We start from the raw sequence: 13821 nt of genomic DNA, 5'->3' as shown, positions 1-13821 counted from the left end.
ATGAATTCAAGGAAAGGCCAACACCGCGAAGACCACAGCCAAATCAAATCGCTGCGGCGAACGAAAAACCTTCAACTGCCGGCGACAGCCGCTCCACCCGCAGAAGGACAAGGCGGCGTAGCTACAGCCGCAACTTTGCCAGCGGACGCACCCTTACCCTGCGGAGCCGAAGCCGCCATAGCCTGCACAGCCGAAGCAACTTGCGCGGAGATTTCCTGCAACGCCCGCCGATGCCCCTCAACCAGCGCGTCATACCCACCGCTAACCGGCTCACTCACCACACTCCGGCAAGTCATCACCGCAGTACTGCGCACGGCCCGCACACTCCACACCGCATCGATCAACGCATGCGAACCGGGCCATGACTCGAACCGCTGCACATTCATGCTGACCCGATACACCGGCGTCCCATCCGGATAAGCGGTCCCATACACATCGATCGTGTTGAGCTGCTGCGTCAGACTCGTCGACAAAGCCCGGCGGATCTCGTCGCCCGGCAGCGAGGCCCAGCGCTCTTCTTCGAGCACTTTGACCTGCGTCGGTCCCGTCTGCACGACCAGCTGATTCTTCGACACCTGCGGCGGCACGTCGATCGGCGCAACTTCGATCAGCCACGCCGGCGCGGCCGAGGTCCGGGCACTGACCGGCGCGACGGAGCCGGAAGTACTGTCGGCCCCCAGCGTATAAAAGCGGCTCGAAGGCGACGAGCACGCCGCCAGCGCCACGAGTCCGGCCAGAGCGCCGGCAACAAAAGCGCCGCGCACGAGCCCGCGCGGCGGGCGGGGGAGCCGGGCAAACATCATGGTTTATCTCCTGATTTACCGCGCAACAGCGATTCGGGGTGACGCTCCAGATAATCCGACAGCGCATTCAGCGACTGCAATGTGCGCGTCAATTCCTGCAACGCCTGATGAACATCCGACTGCAACGGCGAATCCTGCTGCAACGTCGCCTCGGCCGAACCGAAGGTCTGCTTCGCCGCCGCGAGCGTGTCGCGAGCCTGCGGCACGACTTCCTTGTCGAGTCGTGTGAAGAGCTGATCGGCGTTCTTCAGCGCGCTGTTGAGGTTGTTGCCGATCTGGTCGAACGGCACCTTGTCGAGCTTCTTCGCAATGTCGGCGACCTGAAGCTGCAACTCGTCGAGCGTGTTCGGAATCGTCGGCAGTTCGAGCGGATCGCTCGCCACGTCGACGGTCGCCGGCGGCGCCTTCGGGAAGATATCCAGCGCCACATACAACTGGCTCGTGATCAGATTGCCGGTGCGCAACTGGCCGCGCAAACCGTGCTTGACGAGCTGTTGCAAGAGCGTTTGACCGGCGAGCGTGCCCGGCACCGGCGCGGTCTCGCGGAAGCGCTTGCCGAGACGGTCGGGGTACAGGTTCATGGTCACCGGCATCGTGAAGCTGCGCGTTTTCGGATCGTAGTCGATGCTGATGTTGGTCACCTGGCCCAGCACGATGCCGCGGAAATCGACCGGCGCGCCGACCGACAGCCCACGCAGCGACTGGTTGAAATTCATCACTACGCGCAACGGCACGCCATCCGGTTCGCGCATCGCATCCGCTTCGTCGGAGCCGAGCCGGAACGTCATGTTGTTCGGCGCCTGCGCGCCCACGCCTTGACCCGGCGGCGACTGGAACGACAAGCCGCCCACGATCACCGTGGCCAGCGACTGCGTGTTCAGCTTGAAGCCGCTGGAATCGAGCCGCAGATCGACGCCGCTTGCATGCCACCAGCGCGAATTGGTGCCGACGTACTGGTCGAACGGCGCGGACACGAAGACCTGCATGGTCACGCCGGTGCCGTCCTTGTCGAGCGAGAAGCCGACCACCTGGCCGACCTGCACGCGCCGGTAGAAGATCGGCGAGCCGATGTCGATCGAGCCGAGCGAGTCGCCGTGCAGGACGAACTGGTGGCCCTTCTGGTCGCCGGTGATCGGCGGCGGCGTTTCGAGGCCGACGAAATTCTTCTCGCTATCCGGCGAGTGCCCGGCGTCCGCACCGATGTACGCGCCCGAGAGCAGCGTAGTGAGACCCGACACGCCGCTCGCGCCGACGCGCGGCCGCACCACCCAGAAACGCGAATCCTTGACCGCGAAATCTTCGCCTTCCTTGGTCAATTGCACCTGCACCAGCACGTGGGACAGATCTTTCGACAGCGTGATGGTCTTCACCGAGCCGACGTCGACGTCCTTGTACTTCACCTTGGTCTTGCCGGGTTCGAGGCCTTCGGCGCTGATGAAGCTGATCGTGATGGTCGGGCCTCTTTGGGTCACCGATTTGATCACGAGCGCGATGCCGATCAGCGCGGCGATCAGCGGAATCACCCAGACGAGGGAAGGCAGCCAGCGGCTGCGCGGCTCAATTTCAGGGTCTGGGAGTTGGGGCGGAAGCTTCGGTCCGTTCGAATCGTTGCGCGGCGCATCGGAGGCGGGCGTCGGTTCTTGCGGGCTAGTCATGTTTGAGATCCTGAGGTTTTTGGGTACTGCCGTTCACGCCGCCTTCCACGTCATCCCAGATGAGTCGGGGATCGAATTGCATGGAGGCCATCATGGTCAGAATCACCACCGAACCGAAGGCGATCGCCCCGGGGCCGGCCGTAATGACGGCAAGCGATTTGAAGCGCACCAGCGCGACGGTCAGCGTGACGACGAATACGTCGAGCATCGACCAGCGCCCGATCCGCTCGACCATCCGGTAAAGCGTGGTGCGCTGGTCGGGCCGCCAGCGCGAATGGCGCTGCGCCGTGACGGTGAGCAGCACGAGCACGCTCAGCTTGAGCATCGGCACCATGATGCTGGCGATGAACACGATCACCGCCAGCGGCCAGTCGCCCGAGGTCCAGAAATAGACGACGCCGCTCATGATGGTGTCGTCTTCGGAACCGAGCAGCGACGAGGTGTGCATCACCGGCAGCAGATTCGCGGGAATATACAGGAGCGCGGCGGCGATCAGCAGCGCCCAGGTGCGCATGAGGCTGTCGGGGTTGCGCGAGTGCAGGCGCGAGCCGCAGCGTCCGCAGTGCTGCGGCGTGACGGAGCGGATGCGCGGTTCGACGCGTCCGCACGCATGACAACTGAGCAGGCCCGCGCGTTTCGCGGTGACGTATTTCATGGCGTGCTCATCCTCGGCGTGGCACCGGTGGCGCCGGCGGCGCGGCCGACGGCAAGGCGGACGGTGCAGTCTGCACGTCGGGCGCTGCCGCGGCGTGCACCTCGGGCGGCGCGGGCGGTCCGGCGACCGAACTGACGGCGGCCGCCGCGCTATCGGCGGAGGTGCGCGGCAGCGGCCGCTGGTTGAGGGCGCCGAGTTCGTCGGCGAGGTCCCACAGAATGCGCGGATCGAACGTGACCACCACCGCGAACATCAGCGTGAGCACGCCGAACGCGAACAGCGCCGCTTCCGGAATCACGCGCGCGAGGCTGACCATCTTCACGATCGTGATCAGCACGCCGAGCATGAACACTTCGATCATGCCCCACGGGCGCACGAACTGAATGGCGCGCAGCACCTGGTTGAAGGCGGGCGGCACATAGCCTGCGCGCAGCGGGATCAGCACATAGAGCAGCGCGACGAGCTCGGTCAGCGGAAACAGAATGGTCGAGCAGAACACCATGATCGCGACAATCTGCATCTCCTCGCCCCACAGCGCGACGAGCGCGCCGAACAGCGTGGTCTGCGAGGTAATGCCGTTGGCTTCGAGTTCGACGATCGGGAAGCCCTGCGCGATCAGGAAAGTGATCAGCGCGCCGAGCGTCATCGCGCTGATGGCGTCGAGCTTGCGGGACACGCCGCGATAGAGCGTCGCTCCGCAACGCGGACAGCGCGCGACCGTGCGCCCGACAAGCCGCGGCTTGCGGAACAGCGTATCGCATTCATGGCACGCGATCAGATTGTCATGGTCCATAGGGCAAAGGGCCGACGGTGTGAGGGGAAGCGTGCAATGCCCGTTCTATGGCAGGTCTGATAAAAGGGTGGGGTAATAGTACCAAAACGCGCCCGGCCGTCGCACAGACAGTCGCACGGGCTGCGGACCGTGGGCCGGGACGGCCTTTTCGGCGGACGGTTGATCCTACATGGATTCGGTATAACTCTGACAGCCTCCGTCCCCAATTGTTCAATATGGGGCCATGTCGCTGGAGCGGCCGGTCGGCGGCATATCAGCGGGCCGCAGCCAGTTTTTTCCGATTGGGGTAGCATGGCCGCCTTGGCGCGTGCCGCAGCAGGCATGGTCCGATCGTACGCGCCGATGCGCTGCGCATCGGTACCTGGAATAGCAGTACGGGCTGCGCCGTTAACCTCACTTAGCTTGCGTTGACCTGTCATGGCACTCAATCCTTCATTCAGCAGCCGGGAGTCGTACACGCGGACTGCCATCGCCTTGCATTGGCTGATCGCGTTGCTGATCGTGTGCGGCTTCGCGCTCGGCTGGGTGATGACCGATATCCCGGGCTTCACGCCCACCAAGCTGAAGTACTTCTCGTGGCACAAATGGATCGGTGTGACGGTGTTCGCGCTCGCCGTCCTGCGCATTCTGTGGCGCGCCACGCACGCGGCCCCCGTGATGCCGCGCCGCATGCCGGTCTGGCAGCGCGGCGCCGCGCATCTCGTGCACCTGCTGCTGTACGTGCTGATGATCGCGATTCCCGCCTCGGGCTATCTGTATAGCTCGGCGGCCAACATACCGGTGGTGTACCTCGGGCTGATTCCGCTGCCGCGCCTGATTGCGCCGGACCCGCATCTCAAGGAACTCCTGAAGAACGTGCACATCACGCTGAATTACACCTTGCTCGTGCTGGTCGCGTTGCACGTCGCGGCCGCGCTCAAGCATCAATGGCTGGATCGCGACGGCCTGCTCTCGCGCATGCTCCCTTTCCTCAAATAAGGACAACCATGAAGGTCTCGTTTTATCGCTACATGCTCGCCGCTTTCGCCGCGACCTCGCTGACGGTGGCCGGCAGCGCTCTCGCGCAAGTCGACGTCGCAAAGAGTTCGGTGACGGCCACGTCGAAGCAGATGAACGTGCCGGTGGAAGGCAAGTTCGGCAAGTTCAACGCGCAGCTCAAGTTCGATCCGGCCAAACCGGCCGACGGCACTGCGCAGCTCAGCATCGACGTGGCCAGCTACGATCTCGGCGACGAAAGCTACAACGACCAGGTGCGCGGCAAGGACTGGTTCGACGCGAAGACGTATCCGAGCGCCACCTTCGTCTCGAGCGCGATCGCGCCGGCCGGCGGCAACCAGTTCAAGGTGACCGGCAAGCTGACCATCAAGGGTAAATCGCAGACGGTGGTGGTGCCGGTCACGGTGTCCCAGCAGGGCGCCGTGCAAACCTTCGACGGGTCGCTGCCGATCAAGCGCTCGCAATTCGACATCGGCACCGGCGAATGGAAGGACACCTCCGTGGTCGCCGACGAGGTCGTCATCAAGTTTCATATCGTTGCAGCACATAAGTGACATGTGCCGCGCCGTTCGGGCGCGGCAGCCTTTTTTCCAGAACCCAGGAGCTTGAATTGAAAACATCCATGTTGATCGCCGTCGGCGCGCTGGCTTCTTCTTTCTCGTTCGGCGCGTTCGCGGCCGCGGATACCTATCAGCTCGACCCGACCCACACGTATCCGAGCTTCGAGGCGGATCACTTCGGCGGCCTCTCGGTGTGGCGCGGCAAGTTCACCAAGAGTTCCGGCACGGTCACGCTCGACCGCGCGGCGAAAACCGGCACGGTCGACGTGACGGTCGATCCGGCGTCGATCGAAACGGGCAACGGCAAGCTCGACGAGCATCTGAAGTCGAACGAGTTCTTCGACGTCGCCAAGTATCCGTCGGCGACTTATAAGGGCACCGACATCAAGTTCGACGGCGACAAGCCGGTCGAAGTGATCGGCAACCTGACGATGCACGGCGTCACCAAGCCGCTGAATCTGAAGATCGATTCGTTCAAGTGCATGCCGCATCCGATGCTCAAGCGCGAAGTGTGCGGCGTAGAAGCGAGCGCGCATTTCAGCCGCGCCGACTACGGCATGGATTTCGGCACCAAATACGGCTTCAGCATGGATACCAAGCTGCACATTCAATCCGAAGGCATCAAGCAATAAGGGCCTAACGCGTCTTTTGAGTTGGGCTATTGAGTTGCGCGGCGCATTGCGCCGCAACAAAAAAACCGCTTCGTTCGCTTTTGCGATGAAGCGGTTTTTTCTTGGCCGTCTGACACGCTGGAAGCCTTATTCGGCGGCATAGCGCAATTTCGCACTCGCGTCGTATTAATTTTTCGGGTACATAGAGCGCAGGCACCGTATTGGTTGTGCGCGCATCCAGTCGGGCGTTTCAGGCGTCAGCCAACATGAATAATATTTCGCGCGACTTGGAGATCTGCATGAACGCAACGACGGCAGCAAGCCTGGCGGGGAGCCGGCAGAATTCGTGGCGCGCGGTGATCGCGGCCTCGATCGGTAACGCGCTGGAATGGTTCGATCTGGTGGTGTACGGTTTTTTCGCGGTGATCATCGCGAAGCTGTTTTTCCCGGCCGGTAACGACACGGTCTCGCTGCTCCTCACGCTCGGCACATTCGGCGTGTCGTTCTTCATGCGGCCGCTCGGCGCGATCGTGATCGGCGCATACGCCGACCGCGCCGGCCGCAAGGCGGCGCTCACGCTCTCGATCCTGCTGATGATGGCCGGCACGCTGATTATCGCGATCCTGCCGACCTATCAAAGTATCGGCCTCGCCGCGCCGGTGATTCTCGTGTTGGCGCGTTTGATGCAAGGCTTTTCGGCGGGCGGCGAGTTCGGCAGCGCCACCGCGTTTCTTGCGGAGCATGTGCCGGGGCGGCGCGGCTTCTTCGCGAGCTGGCAGGTGGCGAGCCAGGGGCTCACTACGCTGCTCGCCGCCGGCTTCGGCGTGCTGCTTACCGGCAAGCTGTCGCCCGAACAGATGGGTTCCTGGGGGTGGCGGGTGCCGTTCATTTTTGGTCTGCTGATCGGGCCGGTCGCGTGGTACATCCGCACGAAGCTCGACGAGACGCCCGAGTTTCTCGCGGCCGAAACGACCGAGACGCCGCTGCGCGACACCTTCACCAGCCAGAAGTTGCGTCTGCTGATTGCGATCGGCGTGGTGGTGCTCGGCACGGTGTCGACCTATCTGGTGCTGTTCATGCCGACATTCGGCGTGAAGCAATTGGGATTGGCGCCGTCGGTCGCGTTCGCGGCGATCGCGCTGACCGGTTTGATACAGATGGTGTTCTCGCCGCTGATCGGCCATCTGTCGGACCGGCACGGACGCACCACGATCATGCTGACGTCGGCGCTGCTGCTGCTCATCCTCATCTACCCGGCCTTCGTGTATCTGGTCGCGCATCCGACCTTCGGCACCTTGATCGCCATGCAGATCGTGTTCGGCTTTCTGATGACCGGCTATTTCGCGGCGCTGCCAGGGCTGCTCTCGGAGATGTTCCCGGTGCAAACGCGCACGACCGGCATGTCGCTGGCTTATAACATTGCCGTGACGATCTTCGGCGGTTTCGGGCCGTTCATCATCGCGTGGCTGATCAGCTTCACGGGCTCGAAGGCCGCGCCGAGTTACTACCTGATTTTCGCCGCGATCGTGAGCCTCGTCGCGCTGATGGCGGCGCGGCGTAAGCTAGGCTTTCGCTGAAGCGGACGCCTTCTGACGCTGCTGCGGGATAGAGCAGTGTGATGGCGGAGCAAGGGCGGCGGTAAACGCAAAAGGCCGGTTCGTGATGAACCGGCCTTTTGCATTGCGAGGTCTGAAACTACGCCAGAATCAGACTTGCGCGCCTGCGTTCGGATCGTCGGAATCGGTGCGATCCTTCTTGTCCTTGATCAGGTCTTCGCGCTTCACGCCGAACCACATGGCGAGCGCCGCGGCGACGAACACCGACGAGTAGATACCGAACAGAATACCGACCGTCAGCGCCAAGGCGAAGTAGTGCAGCGTCGGGCCGCCGAACAGGAACATCGACAGCACCATCATCTGCGTACAGCCGTGGGTGATGATGGTTCGCGACATCGTGCTGGTGATCGCGTGGTTGATCACCTCGATCACGGTCAGCTTGCGCTCGCGGCGGAAGGTCTCACGAATCCGGTCGAAGATAACCACCGATTCGTTCACCGAGTAGCCCAGCACTGCCAGCACCGCGGCCAGCACCGACAGCGAGAACTCCCACTGGAAGAACGCGAAGAAGCCGAGAATGATGATCACGTCGTGCAAGTTCGCGATCACGCCGGCCACCGCGTACTTCCATTCGAAGCGGAACGACAGGTAAATCACGATGCCGACCACCACACAGGCCAGTGCGAGCAGGCCGTCGGTGGCGAGCTCCTTGCCGACCTGCGGGCCGACGAACTCGACACGCTGCAGTTGTACCTGCGGAGTCTCGGCCTTCAGCGCGGTCATTACCTGATCGCTCTGTTGCGCGGACGTATAGCCCTGCTTGAGCGGCAGACGGATCAGCACGTCGCGCGAGGTGCCGAAGTTCTGCACCTGGGCGTCGGCATAACCGAGTTTGCCCAGCGTGCCGCGCACCGGCTCCAGCGGCGCGGCGCCCGGATACTGCACTTCGATGACGGTACCGCCGGTGAACTCCACCGACAGATGCAGCCCGCGATGCACTAGGAAGAACACAGCAGCAAGGAACGTCAGCAGCGAGATCGCGTTGAAAATCAACGCACGCTGCATGAACGGAATGTCTTTGCGAAAACGGAAAAATTCCATGGTCTTGTTCTCCGGGACTCAGCGGGATGAACCCGGTTTCTGCGGCGTGCTCGAGGAACCTGTCGACGAACCCGGCGCGTTGCGGCGGCGCACGGTCGGCTTGCCGGCACGTGCTTGCGCGACCGCTGCCTTGGCCTTCGACGGCTTGGCGGCGACCGCGGCGACGGCTTGCGCGGTGTCGGTCGCGGCGTCTTCGCTGCCGAGGTAAGCGGCCGAGCCCGCGGGCACCGTATCCGGACGCCACACCTGGCCGATGGCCAGCGACTTCAGCTTCTTCTTGCCGCCGTACCAAAGGTTGACGATGCCGCGCGAGAAGAACACGGCCGAGAACATCGACGTCAGAATGCCGATACAGTGCACGATCGCAAAGCCGCGCACCGGCCCTGAGCCGAACGCGAGCAGCGCGATACCGGCGATCAGCGTGGTGACGTTCGAGTCGAGAATCGTCGCCCAGGCGTGCGCGTAGCCGTTCTGGATGGCTAGTTGCGGCGGCGCGCCGTGGCGCAGTTCTTCACGTACGCGTTCGTTGATCAGCACGTTCGCGTCGATCGCCATACCGAGCGCGAGCGCGATAGCCGCGATACCCGGCAAGGTGAGCGTGGCCTGCAGCATGGACAGCACGGCGATCAGCAGCAGCAGGTTGACCGACAGGCCGATCATCGAGATCACGCCGAACAGCATGTAGTACGCGATCATGAAGACGGCGATCGCCGCGAAGCCCCACACCACCGAGTGGAAGCCCTTCTTGATGTTGTCCGCGCCGAGGCTCGGGCCGATCGTGCGTTCTTCGATGATGTCCATCGGCGCGGCCAGCGAACCGGCGCGCAGCAGCAGCGCGAGGTCGGCGGCGCCTTGCGGCGTGGCCTGGCCGGTGATCTGGAAGCGGTCGCCCAGTTCCGACTGGATGGTCGCCACCGTCAGCACTTCGCCCTTGCCCTTTTCGAACAGCACCATGGCCATCGGCTTGCCGATGTTGTCGCGCGAGATGCTGGCCACCGCGCGGCCGCCGGCCGAATCCAGACGGATGTTGACGGAAGGACGTTGATGTTCGTCGAAGCCCGCCGACGCGTCGATAATCCGGTCGCCCGTGAAGATGATCTGCTTGCGCAGCAGCACCGGCGTCTGATTGCCTTGCGTGAACAGCTCGTCGCCTGGCGGCACCGGATCGTTCGGATTCGGATGCGTGTTGACCGGATCGGCGAGGCGCGCTTCGAGCGTGGCCGTGCGGCCGATGATGTCCTTCGCCTTCGCCGTGTCCTGCACGCCCGGCAGTTCGACCACGATGCGGTCCGAGCCTTGCTGCTGGATCACCGGCTCGGCCACGCCGAGTTCGTTCACGCGGTTATGCAGCGTGGTGATGTTCTGCTTGAGCGCGGCGTCCTGCACGGCTTTCTGCACCGCCGGCGTGAACGTGCCGACCAGTTGCACGCCGCCGTCCGGGCCGGGCTGCGAGGCCCACTGGAGTTCGCTGATGCCGCGGCCCAGTTGTTTGGTTGCGTTGTCCGCCGTCGCCTGGTCGGCGAAATTGATCACCACCGACTGGTTGACGCGGTTCACGCCGCCGTCGCGGATGTTCTTGTCACGCAGCAGCGTGCGCGCGTCCGAAGCGTCCGAATCGAGCTTCTTGTTCAGCGCGCCGGCCATGTCGACCTGCAGCAGGAAGTGGACGCCGCCGCGCAGATCGAGACCGAGGTACATCGGCAGCGCGTGCAAGGCGGTCAGCCAGCGCGGCGACGCGCTTTGCAGGTTCAGCGCCACGACGAACTGCGGGTCGGTCGGGTCGCTGTTCAGCGACTTCTGCAGCAGGTCCTTCACGCGTAATTGCGTGTCGGTGTCCGGCAGACGCACGCGGATGTTCGCGTTGGTCGCCGAGTTGTCGAAGGTGACGTCGTCCGGCTTGATCTGATTCGCGGCGAGCGCAGCTTCGACCGCCGACAGCGTGGTCGAGTCGAGCTTGACCGTGGCCTTGCCGCTCGACACCTGCACCGCCGGCGCTTCGCCGAACAGATTGGGCAGCGTGTACACGAGGCCGATGACCAGAGCCACCAGCATCACGGCGTATTTCCAGAGGGGGTAGCGATTCATGAGTGGTCCAACGGGAAGGTTGGCTTGGAAGCGATGCGTCCGGCGATGAGCGCGGGCGATTCAGCGTTGGATTGCATAAACCGCCGGCGAGGCCGCGCCGGACGCGAGAGAGCAGGCCTTACAGCGACTTGATCGTGCCCTTCGGGAGAATCGTCGTGACCGACGCTTTTTGCACGGTGATTTCCGTGCCTTCCGAGATTTCGACGCCGACGTAAGCTTCGCCTACCTTGGTCACCTTGCCGACGATGCCGCCATTCGTCACCACTTCATCGCCCTTGGCCATGGCGGCGAGCATGTTGCGATGTTCCTTCTGGCGCTTCATTTGCGGGCGAATCATGATGAAGTACAGCACGCCGAACATCAGGATCAGCGGCAGGAAGCTCATCAGGTTCGATTCAATGCCACCTGTTGCTGTGCCTTGGGCGAAGGCATTGGAAATGAACGACACGTTGGTCTCTCCGTTATAAGTCAAAACGATCAAAAAAATCAGCCGGTTATTCTACCACCGGCCTGACGCGCCTCGGCGCGGCGAATCAGCTTTGCGATCAACCGTTTAAAGCCTTTTTCGCTGCCAGCGAAAGTTGATTGTAAGGTTTTCCTCGCGAGGCGGACGGATTCTTCGGCTGAATCCGTTGCCCCGCGCCGTCATGGCGCCTCGACGGTGCCGCGCGCGCGGTTCTCGTGAAAGCGTTTGCGGAAGGGCTCGAACATTTTCGCGTCGATTGCGTCGCGGATTTCCTGCATCAGTTCGAGGTAGTAATGCAGGTTGTGAATCGTGTTCAACTGCGCGCCGAGGATTTCTCCTACACGATGCAGATGATGCAGGTAGCCGCGAGTGAAATTTCGGCAGGTGTAGCAGCCGCATTGCTCGTCGAGCGGGCGCAGCGAATTCTTGTGCGCGGCATTGCGGATCTTGACATCGCCGAAACGCGTGAAGAGCCAGCCGTTGCGCGCATTGCGGGTCGGCATCACGCAATCGAACATGTCGACGCCGGCGGCGACGCCTGCCACCAGATCTTCCGGCGTGCCGACGCCCATCAGGTAGTGCGGCTTGTTGGCCGGCAGCTTCGGGCCGATGTGGTTCAGCACGCGCATCATGTCTTCCTTCGGTTCGCCGACCGACAGGCCGCCAATCGCCAGACCGTGGAAATCCTTCTCCGCGAGCCCCGCCAGCGACTCGTCGCGCAAGTCGTCGAACATGCCCCCCTGAACGATGCCGAACAGCGCGTTCGGATTGCCCAGCTTGCGGAATTCGTCGATGGAGCGCTGTGCCCAGCGCATCGACATGCGCATCGAATCGGCCGCTTCCTTGTGCGAGGTCGGCACGTTATTGGTCGCGTACGGCGTGCATTCGTCGAACTGCATGACGATGTCGGAGTTCAGCACCTTCTGGATCTGCATCGACACTTCAGGCGACAGGAAGAGCTTGTCGCCGTTGATCGGCGACGCGAACGTGACGCCATCTTCGGTGATCTTGCGCAGATCGCCGAGCGAAAAGACTTGAAAGCCGCCCGAATCGGTGAGAATCGGTTTCTTCCAGCCCATGAAGCCGTGCAGGCCGCCGTGCGCCTCGATCGTTTCCAGACCCGGGCGCAGCCACAGGTGGAAAGTGTTGCCGAGGATGATCTGCGCGTGCATTTCCTCCAGCTCGCGCGGCTGCACGGCCTTCACGGTGCCGTAGGTGCCGACCGGCATGAAAATCGGCGTTTCCACCACGCCGTGATTCAGCGTGACTCGGCCGCGGCGGGCCAGCCCGTCGACGCCGAGTAGTTCGAAATTGAGGCCCTTGTCAGGGCGCTCGAAAGTCGTGTCGTGCGACTGATGACCGTCGGTCATGAAATAACTCCTGCGCTACCGGAGAACAGTCCGGCGCAATGTTGAAACGCCGCCGGAAGGGCTCGCGGCGGCTTGAGGAACTGCAAAAACTGAAGGCGTCTCTGACTTCAAGCGTCGCGCCGCGTGAGCAGCATCGCGTCGCCGTAACTGAAGAAGCGGTAACGCTGCTCGATTGCATGGCGATACGTCTCGCGAATCGTTTCAACGCCCGCGAACGCCGACACGAGCATCAGCAGCGTCGACTTCGGCAGATGGAAATTGGTGACGAGCCGGTCGACCACGCGGAATTTATAGCCCGGTGTGATGAAAATGTCGGTTTCCGTACTGGCGGCGGCAAGCGGCCGGCCCGCGGCTTCGGCGTCGCGCGCGGCGGCTTCGAGCGCGCGCATCGAGGTCGTGCCCACCGCGATCACGCGGTTGCCGCGCGCGCGGGTCGCCGCGATCTTGTCGGCGAGCGATTGCGGCAGGTGATACCACTCGCTGTGCATCTTGTGTTCGGCGAGATTCTCGACCCGCACGGGCTGGAACGTGCCCGCGCCGACGTGCAGGGTCAGCGTCGCGCGTTCCACGCCTTTGGCGTCGAGGCGGGCCAGCAGCGCGTCGTCGAAGTGCAGGCCGGCCGTGGGCGCGGCGACCGCGCCCGGATTCTGCGCGAACACCGTTTGATAGCGGGTTTCGTCGGTCGCGTCGGGATCGTGCTCGATGTACGGCGGCAGCGGCAGGCGGCCGAACTGCTCGATCAGCGTCAGGCAGTCGCCGGGAAAATGCAGCGTGTAGAACGGCTCGACGCGCTCGCCGACCGTGACGTCGAAAGCATCGGCCAGGCGGATCGTGGTGCCCGGCTGCGGGCTCTTGCTTGCACGAATCTGCGCGAGCGCGGTGCGCTCGCCGGTGAGGCGCTCTACCAGCACTTCGATCTTGCCGCCACTGGCCTTCTGGCCGAGGAAGCGCGCCTTCAGGACTTTGGTATCGTTGAAGACCAGCAGGTCGCCGGCTGCGATGCAGTCGGGCAACTCGGCAAAGCGGCGGTCGATCAGGCGTGCCGGGCCGGTGGCGTCGGCTGGATGATCTACCTCGAGCAGACGGCTGGCGCTGCGCTCGGGCAGCGCGACTTGCGCGATCAGTTCGGGAGGCAGATCGAAATCGAAATCGGAAAGCGTCAACATGCGA

13 protein-coding genes are annotated in these 13821 nt (G+C 63.3%); 4 read left to right on the top strand and 9 right to left on the bottom strand.

Annotated elements, in window-relative coordinates; genetic code table 11:
• Positions 1-71 precede the first annotated feature (71 nt).
• From P0D73_RS18825 to P0D73_RS18810, 4 genes are read right to left on the bottom strand one after another with little or no spacing between them, the layout of a single operon-like run.
• Positions 72-803, bottom strand: a complete 732-nt coding sequence (locus P0D73_RS18825; RefSeq protein ID WP_132376027.1) for a PqiC family protein — start codon at positions 801-803, stop codon at positions 72-74.
• Positions 800-2458, bottom strand: a complete 1659-nt coding sequence (locus P0D73_RS18820) for a PqiB family protein (RefSeq protein ID WP_408320744.1) — start codon at positions 2456-2458, stop codon at positions 800-802. Before P0D73_RS18820 ends, P0D73_RS18825 begins: the two co-directional genes overlap by 4 nt.
• Complete coding sequence (locus tag P0D73_RS18815) at positions 2451-3113, bottom strand: paraquat-inducible protein A (protein ID WP_132376025.1); 663 nt, start codon at positions 3111-3113, stop codon at positions 2451-2453. Before P0D73_RS18815 ends, P0D73_RS18820 begins: the two co-directional genes overlap by 8 nt.
• Positions 3114-3120: 7 nt before the next feature.
• Positions 3121-3906, bottom strand: coding sequence for a paraquat-inducible protein A (locus P0D73_RS18810; protein WP_408183323.1), 786 nt, complete (start codon positions 3904-3906; stop codon positions 3121-3123).
• A 417-nt stretch (positions 3907-4323) separates the two neighbouring features.
• On the opposite strand from P0D73_RS18810, the gene P0D73_RS18805 reads away from it, so the two are divergent.
• The 4 genes from P0D73_RS18805 to P0D73_RS18790 all read left to right on the top strand — a co-directional run bounded on the left by P0D73_RS18805 (position 4324) and on the right by P0D73_RS18790 (position 7650).
• Complete coding sequence (locus tag P0D73_RS18805; protein ID WP_132376023.1) at positions 4324-4884, top strand: cytochrome b; 561 nt, start codon at positions 4324-4326, stop codon at positions 4882-4884.
• 8 nt (positions 4885-4892) lie between these two features.
• Positions 4893-5456, top strand: a complete 564-nt coding sequence (locus tag P0D73_RS18800; protein ID WP_132376022.1) for a YceI family protein — start codon at positions 4893-4895, stop codon at positions 5454-5456.
• A 68-nt stretch (positions 5457-5524) separates the two neighbouring features.
• Entirely contained in the window at positions 5525-6094 is a 570-nt protein-coding gene (locus P0D73_RS18795; RefSeq protein ID WP_132376981.1) for a YceI family protein, read from the top strand.
• A 278-nt stretch (positions 6095-6372) separates the two neighbouring features.
• Positions 6373-7650: an MFS transporter gene (locus tag P0D73_RS18790; protein WP_408320742.1), complete on the top strand. Its 1278-nt coding sequence runs from the start codon at positions 6373-6375 to the stop codon at positions 7648-7650.
• A gap of 129 nt (positions 7651-7779) precedes the next feature.
• Here the strand turns inward: P0D73_RS18790 and secF are convergent, their stop codons facing one another.
• The 5 genes from secF to queA all read right to left on the bottom strand — a co-directional run bounded on the left by secF (position 7780) and on the right by queA (position 13817).
• Complete coding sequence (gene secF, locus P0D73_RS18785; RefSeq protein WP_132376020.1) at positions 7780-8730, bottom strand: protein translocase subunit SecF; 951 nt, start codon at positions 8728-8730, stop codon at positions 7780-7782.
• Between the two features lie 18 nt (positions 8731-8748).
• Positions 8749-10815, bottom strand: a complete 2067-nt coding sequence (gene secD, locus P0D73_RS18780; RefSeq protein ID WP_408320740.1) for a protein translocase subunit SecD — start codon at positions 10813-10815, stop codon at positions 8749-8751.
• Positions 10816-10933: 118 nt separating this feature from the next.
• Positions 10934-11263, bottom strand: a complete 330-nt coding sequence (yajC, locus tag P0D73_RS18775; protein ID WP_007179286.1) for a preprotein translocase subunit YajC — start codon at positions 11261-11263, stop codon at positions 10934-10936.
• Positions 11264-11460: 197 nt separating this feature from the next.
• The gene (gene tgt / locus P0D73_RS18770) at positions 11461-12651 is read right to left on the bottom strand and encodes a tRNA guanosine(34) transglycosylase Tgt (protein ID WP_408294575.1); all 1191 of its coding nucleotides are present in this window, start codon (positions 12649-12651) and stop codon (positions 11461-11463) included.
• A 107-nt stretch (positions 12652-12758) separates the two neighbouring features.
• The gene (queA, locus tag P0D73_RS18765) at positions 12759-13817 is read right to left on the bottom strand and encodes a tRNA preQ1(34) S-adenosylmethionine ribosyltransferase-isomerase QueA (RefSeq protein WP_408294578.1); all 1059 of its coding nucleotides are present in this window, start codon (positions 13815-13817) and stop codon (positions 12759-12761) included.
• Between the last annotated feature and the right edge of the window lie 4 nt (positions 13818-13821).

The organism is Paraburkholderia sp. RL18-101-BIB-B (assembly GCF_046026985.1).
Lineage (GTDB): Bacteria > Pseudomonadota > Gammaproteobacteria > Burkholderiales > Burkholderiaceae > Paraburkholderia.
This window is presented reverse-complemented; position numbering and strand designations above follow the sequence as displayed.

What these genes read in the sequence shown, in the direction of transcription:
- P0D73_RS18825 (WP_132376027.1), bottom strand. Translation starts at nt 803, where the DNA reads ATGATGTTTGCCCGGCTCCCCCGCCCGCCGCGCGGGCTCGTGCGCGGC.
- P0D73_RS18820 (WP_408320744.1), bottom strand. Translation starts at nt 2,458, where the DNA reads ATGACTAGCCCGCAAGAACCGACGCCCGCCTCCGATGCGCCGCGCAAC.
- P0D73_RS18815 (WP_132376025.1), bottom strand. Translation starts at nt 3,113, where the DNA reads ATGAAATACGTCACCGCGAAACGCGCGGGCCTGCTCAGTTGTCATGCG.
- P0D73_RS18810 (WP_408183323.1), bottom strand. Translation starts at nt 3,906, where the DNA reads ATGGACCATGACAATCTGATCGCGTGCCATGAATGCGATACGCTGTTC.
- P0D73_RS18805 (WP_132376023.1), top strand. Translation starts at nt 4,324, where the DNA reads ATGGCACTCAATCCTTCATTCAGCAGCCGGGAGTCGTACACGCGGACT.
- P0D73_RS18800 (WP_132376022.1), top strand. Translation starts at nt 4,893, where the DNA reads ATGAAGGTCTCGTTTTATCGCTACATGCTCGCCGCTTTCGCCGCGACC.
- P0D73_RS18795 (WP_132376981.1), top strand. Translation starts at nt 5,525, where the DNA reads ATGTTGATCGCCGTCGGCGCGCTGGCTTCTTCTTTCTCGTTCGGCGCG.
- P0D73_RS18790 (WP_408320742.1), top strand. Translation starts at nt 6,373, where the DNA reads ATGAACGCAACGACGGCAGCAAGCCTGGCGGGGAGCCGGCAGAATTCG.
- secF (WP_132376020.1), bottom strand. Translation starts at nt 8,730, where the DNA reads ATGGAATTTTTCCGTTTTCGCAAAGACATTCCGTTCATGCAGCGTGCG.
- secD (WP_408320740.1), bottom strand. Translation starts at nt 10,815, where the DNA reads ATGAATCGCTACCCCCTCTGGAAATACGCCGTGATGCTGGTGGCTCTG.
- tgt (WP_408294575.1), bottom strand. Translation starts at nt 12,651, where the DNA reads ATGACCGACGGTCATCAGTCGCACGACACGACTTTCGAGCGCCCTGAC.
- queA (WP_408294578.1), bottom strand. Translation starts at nt 13,817, where the DNA reads ATGTTGACGCTTTCCGATTTCGATTTCGATCTGCCTCCCGAACTGATC.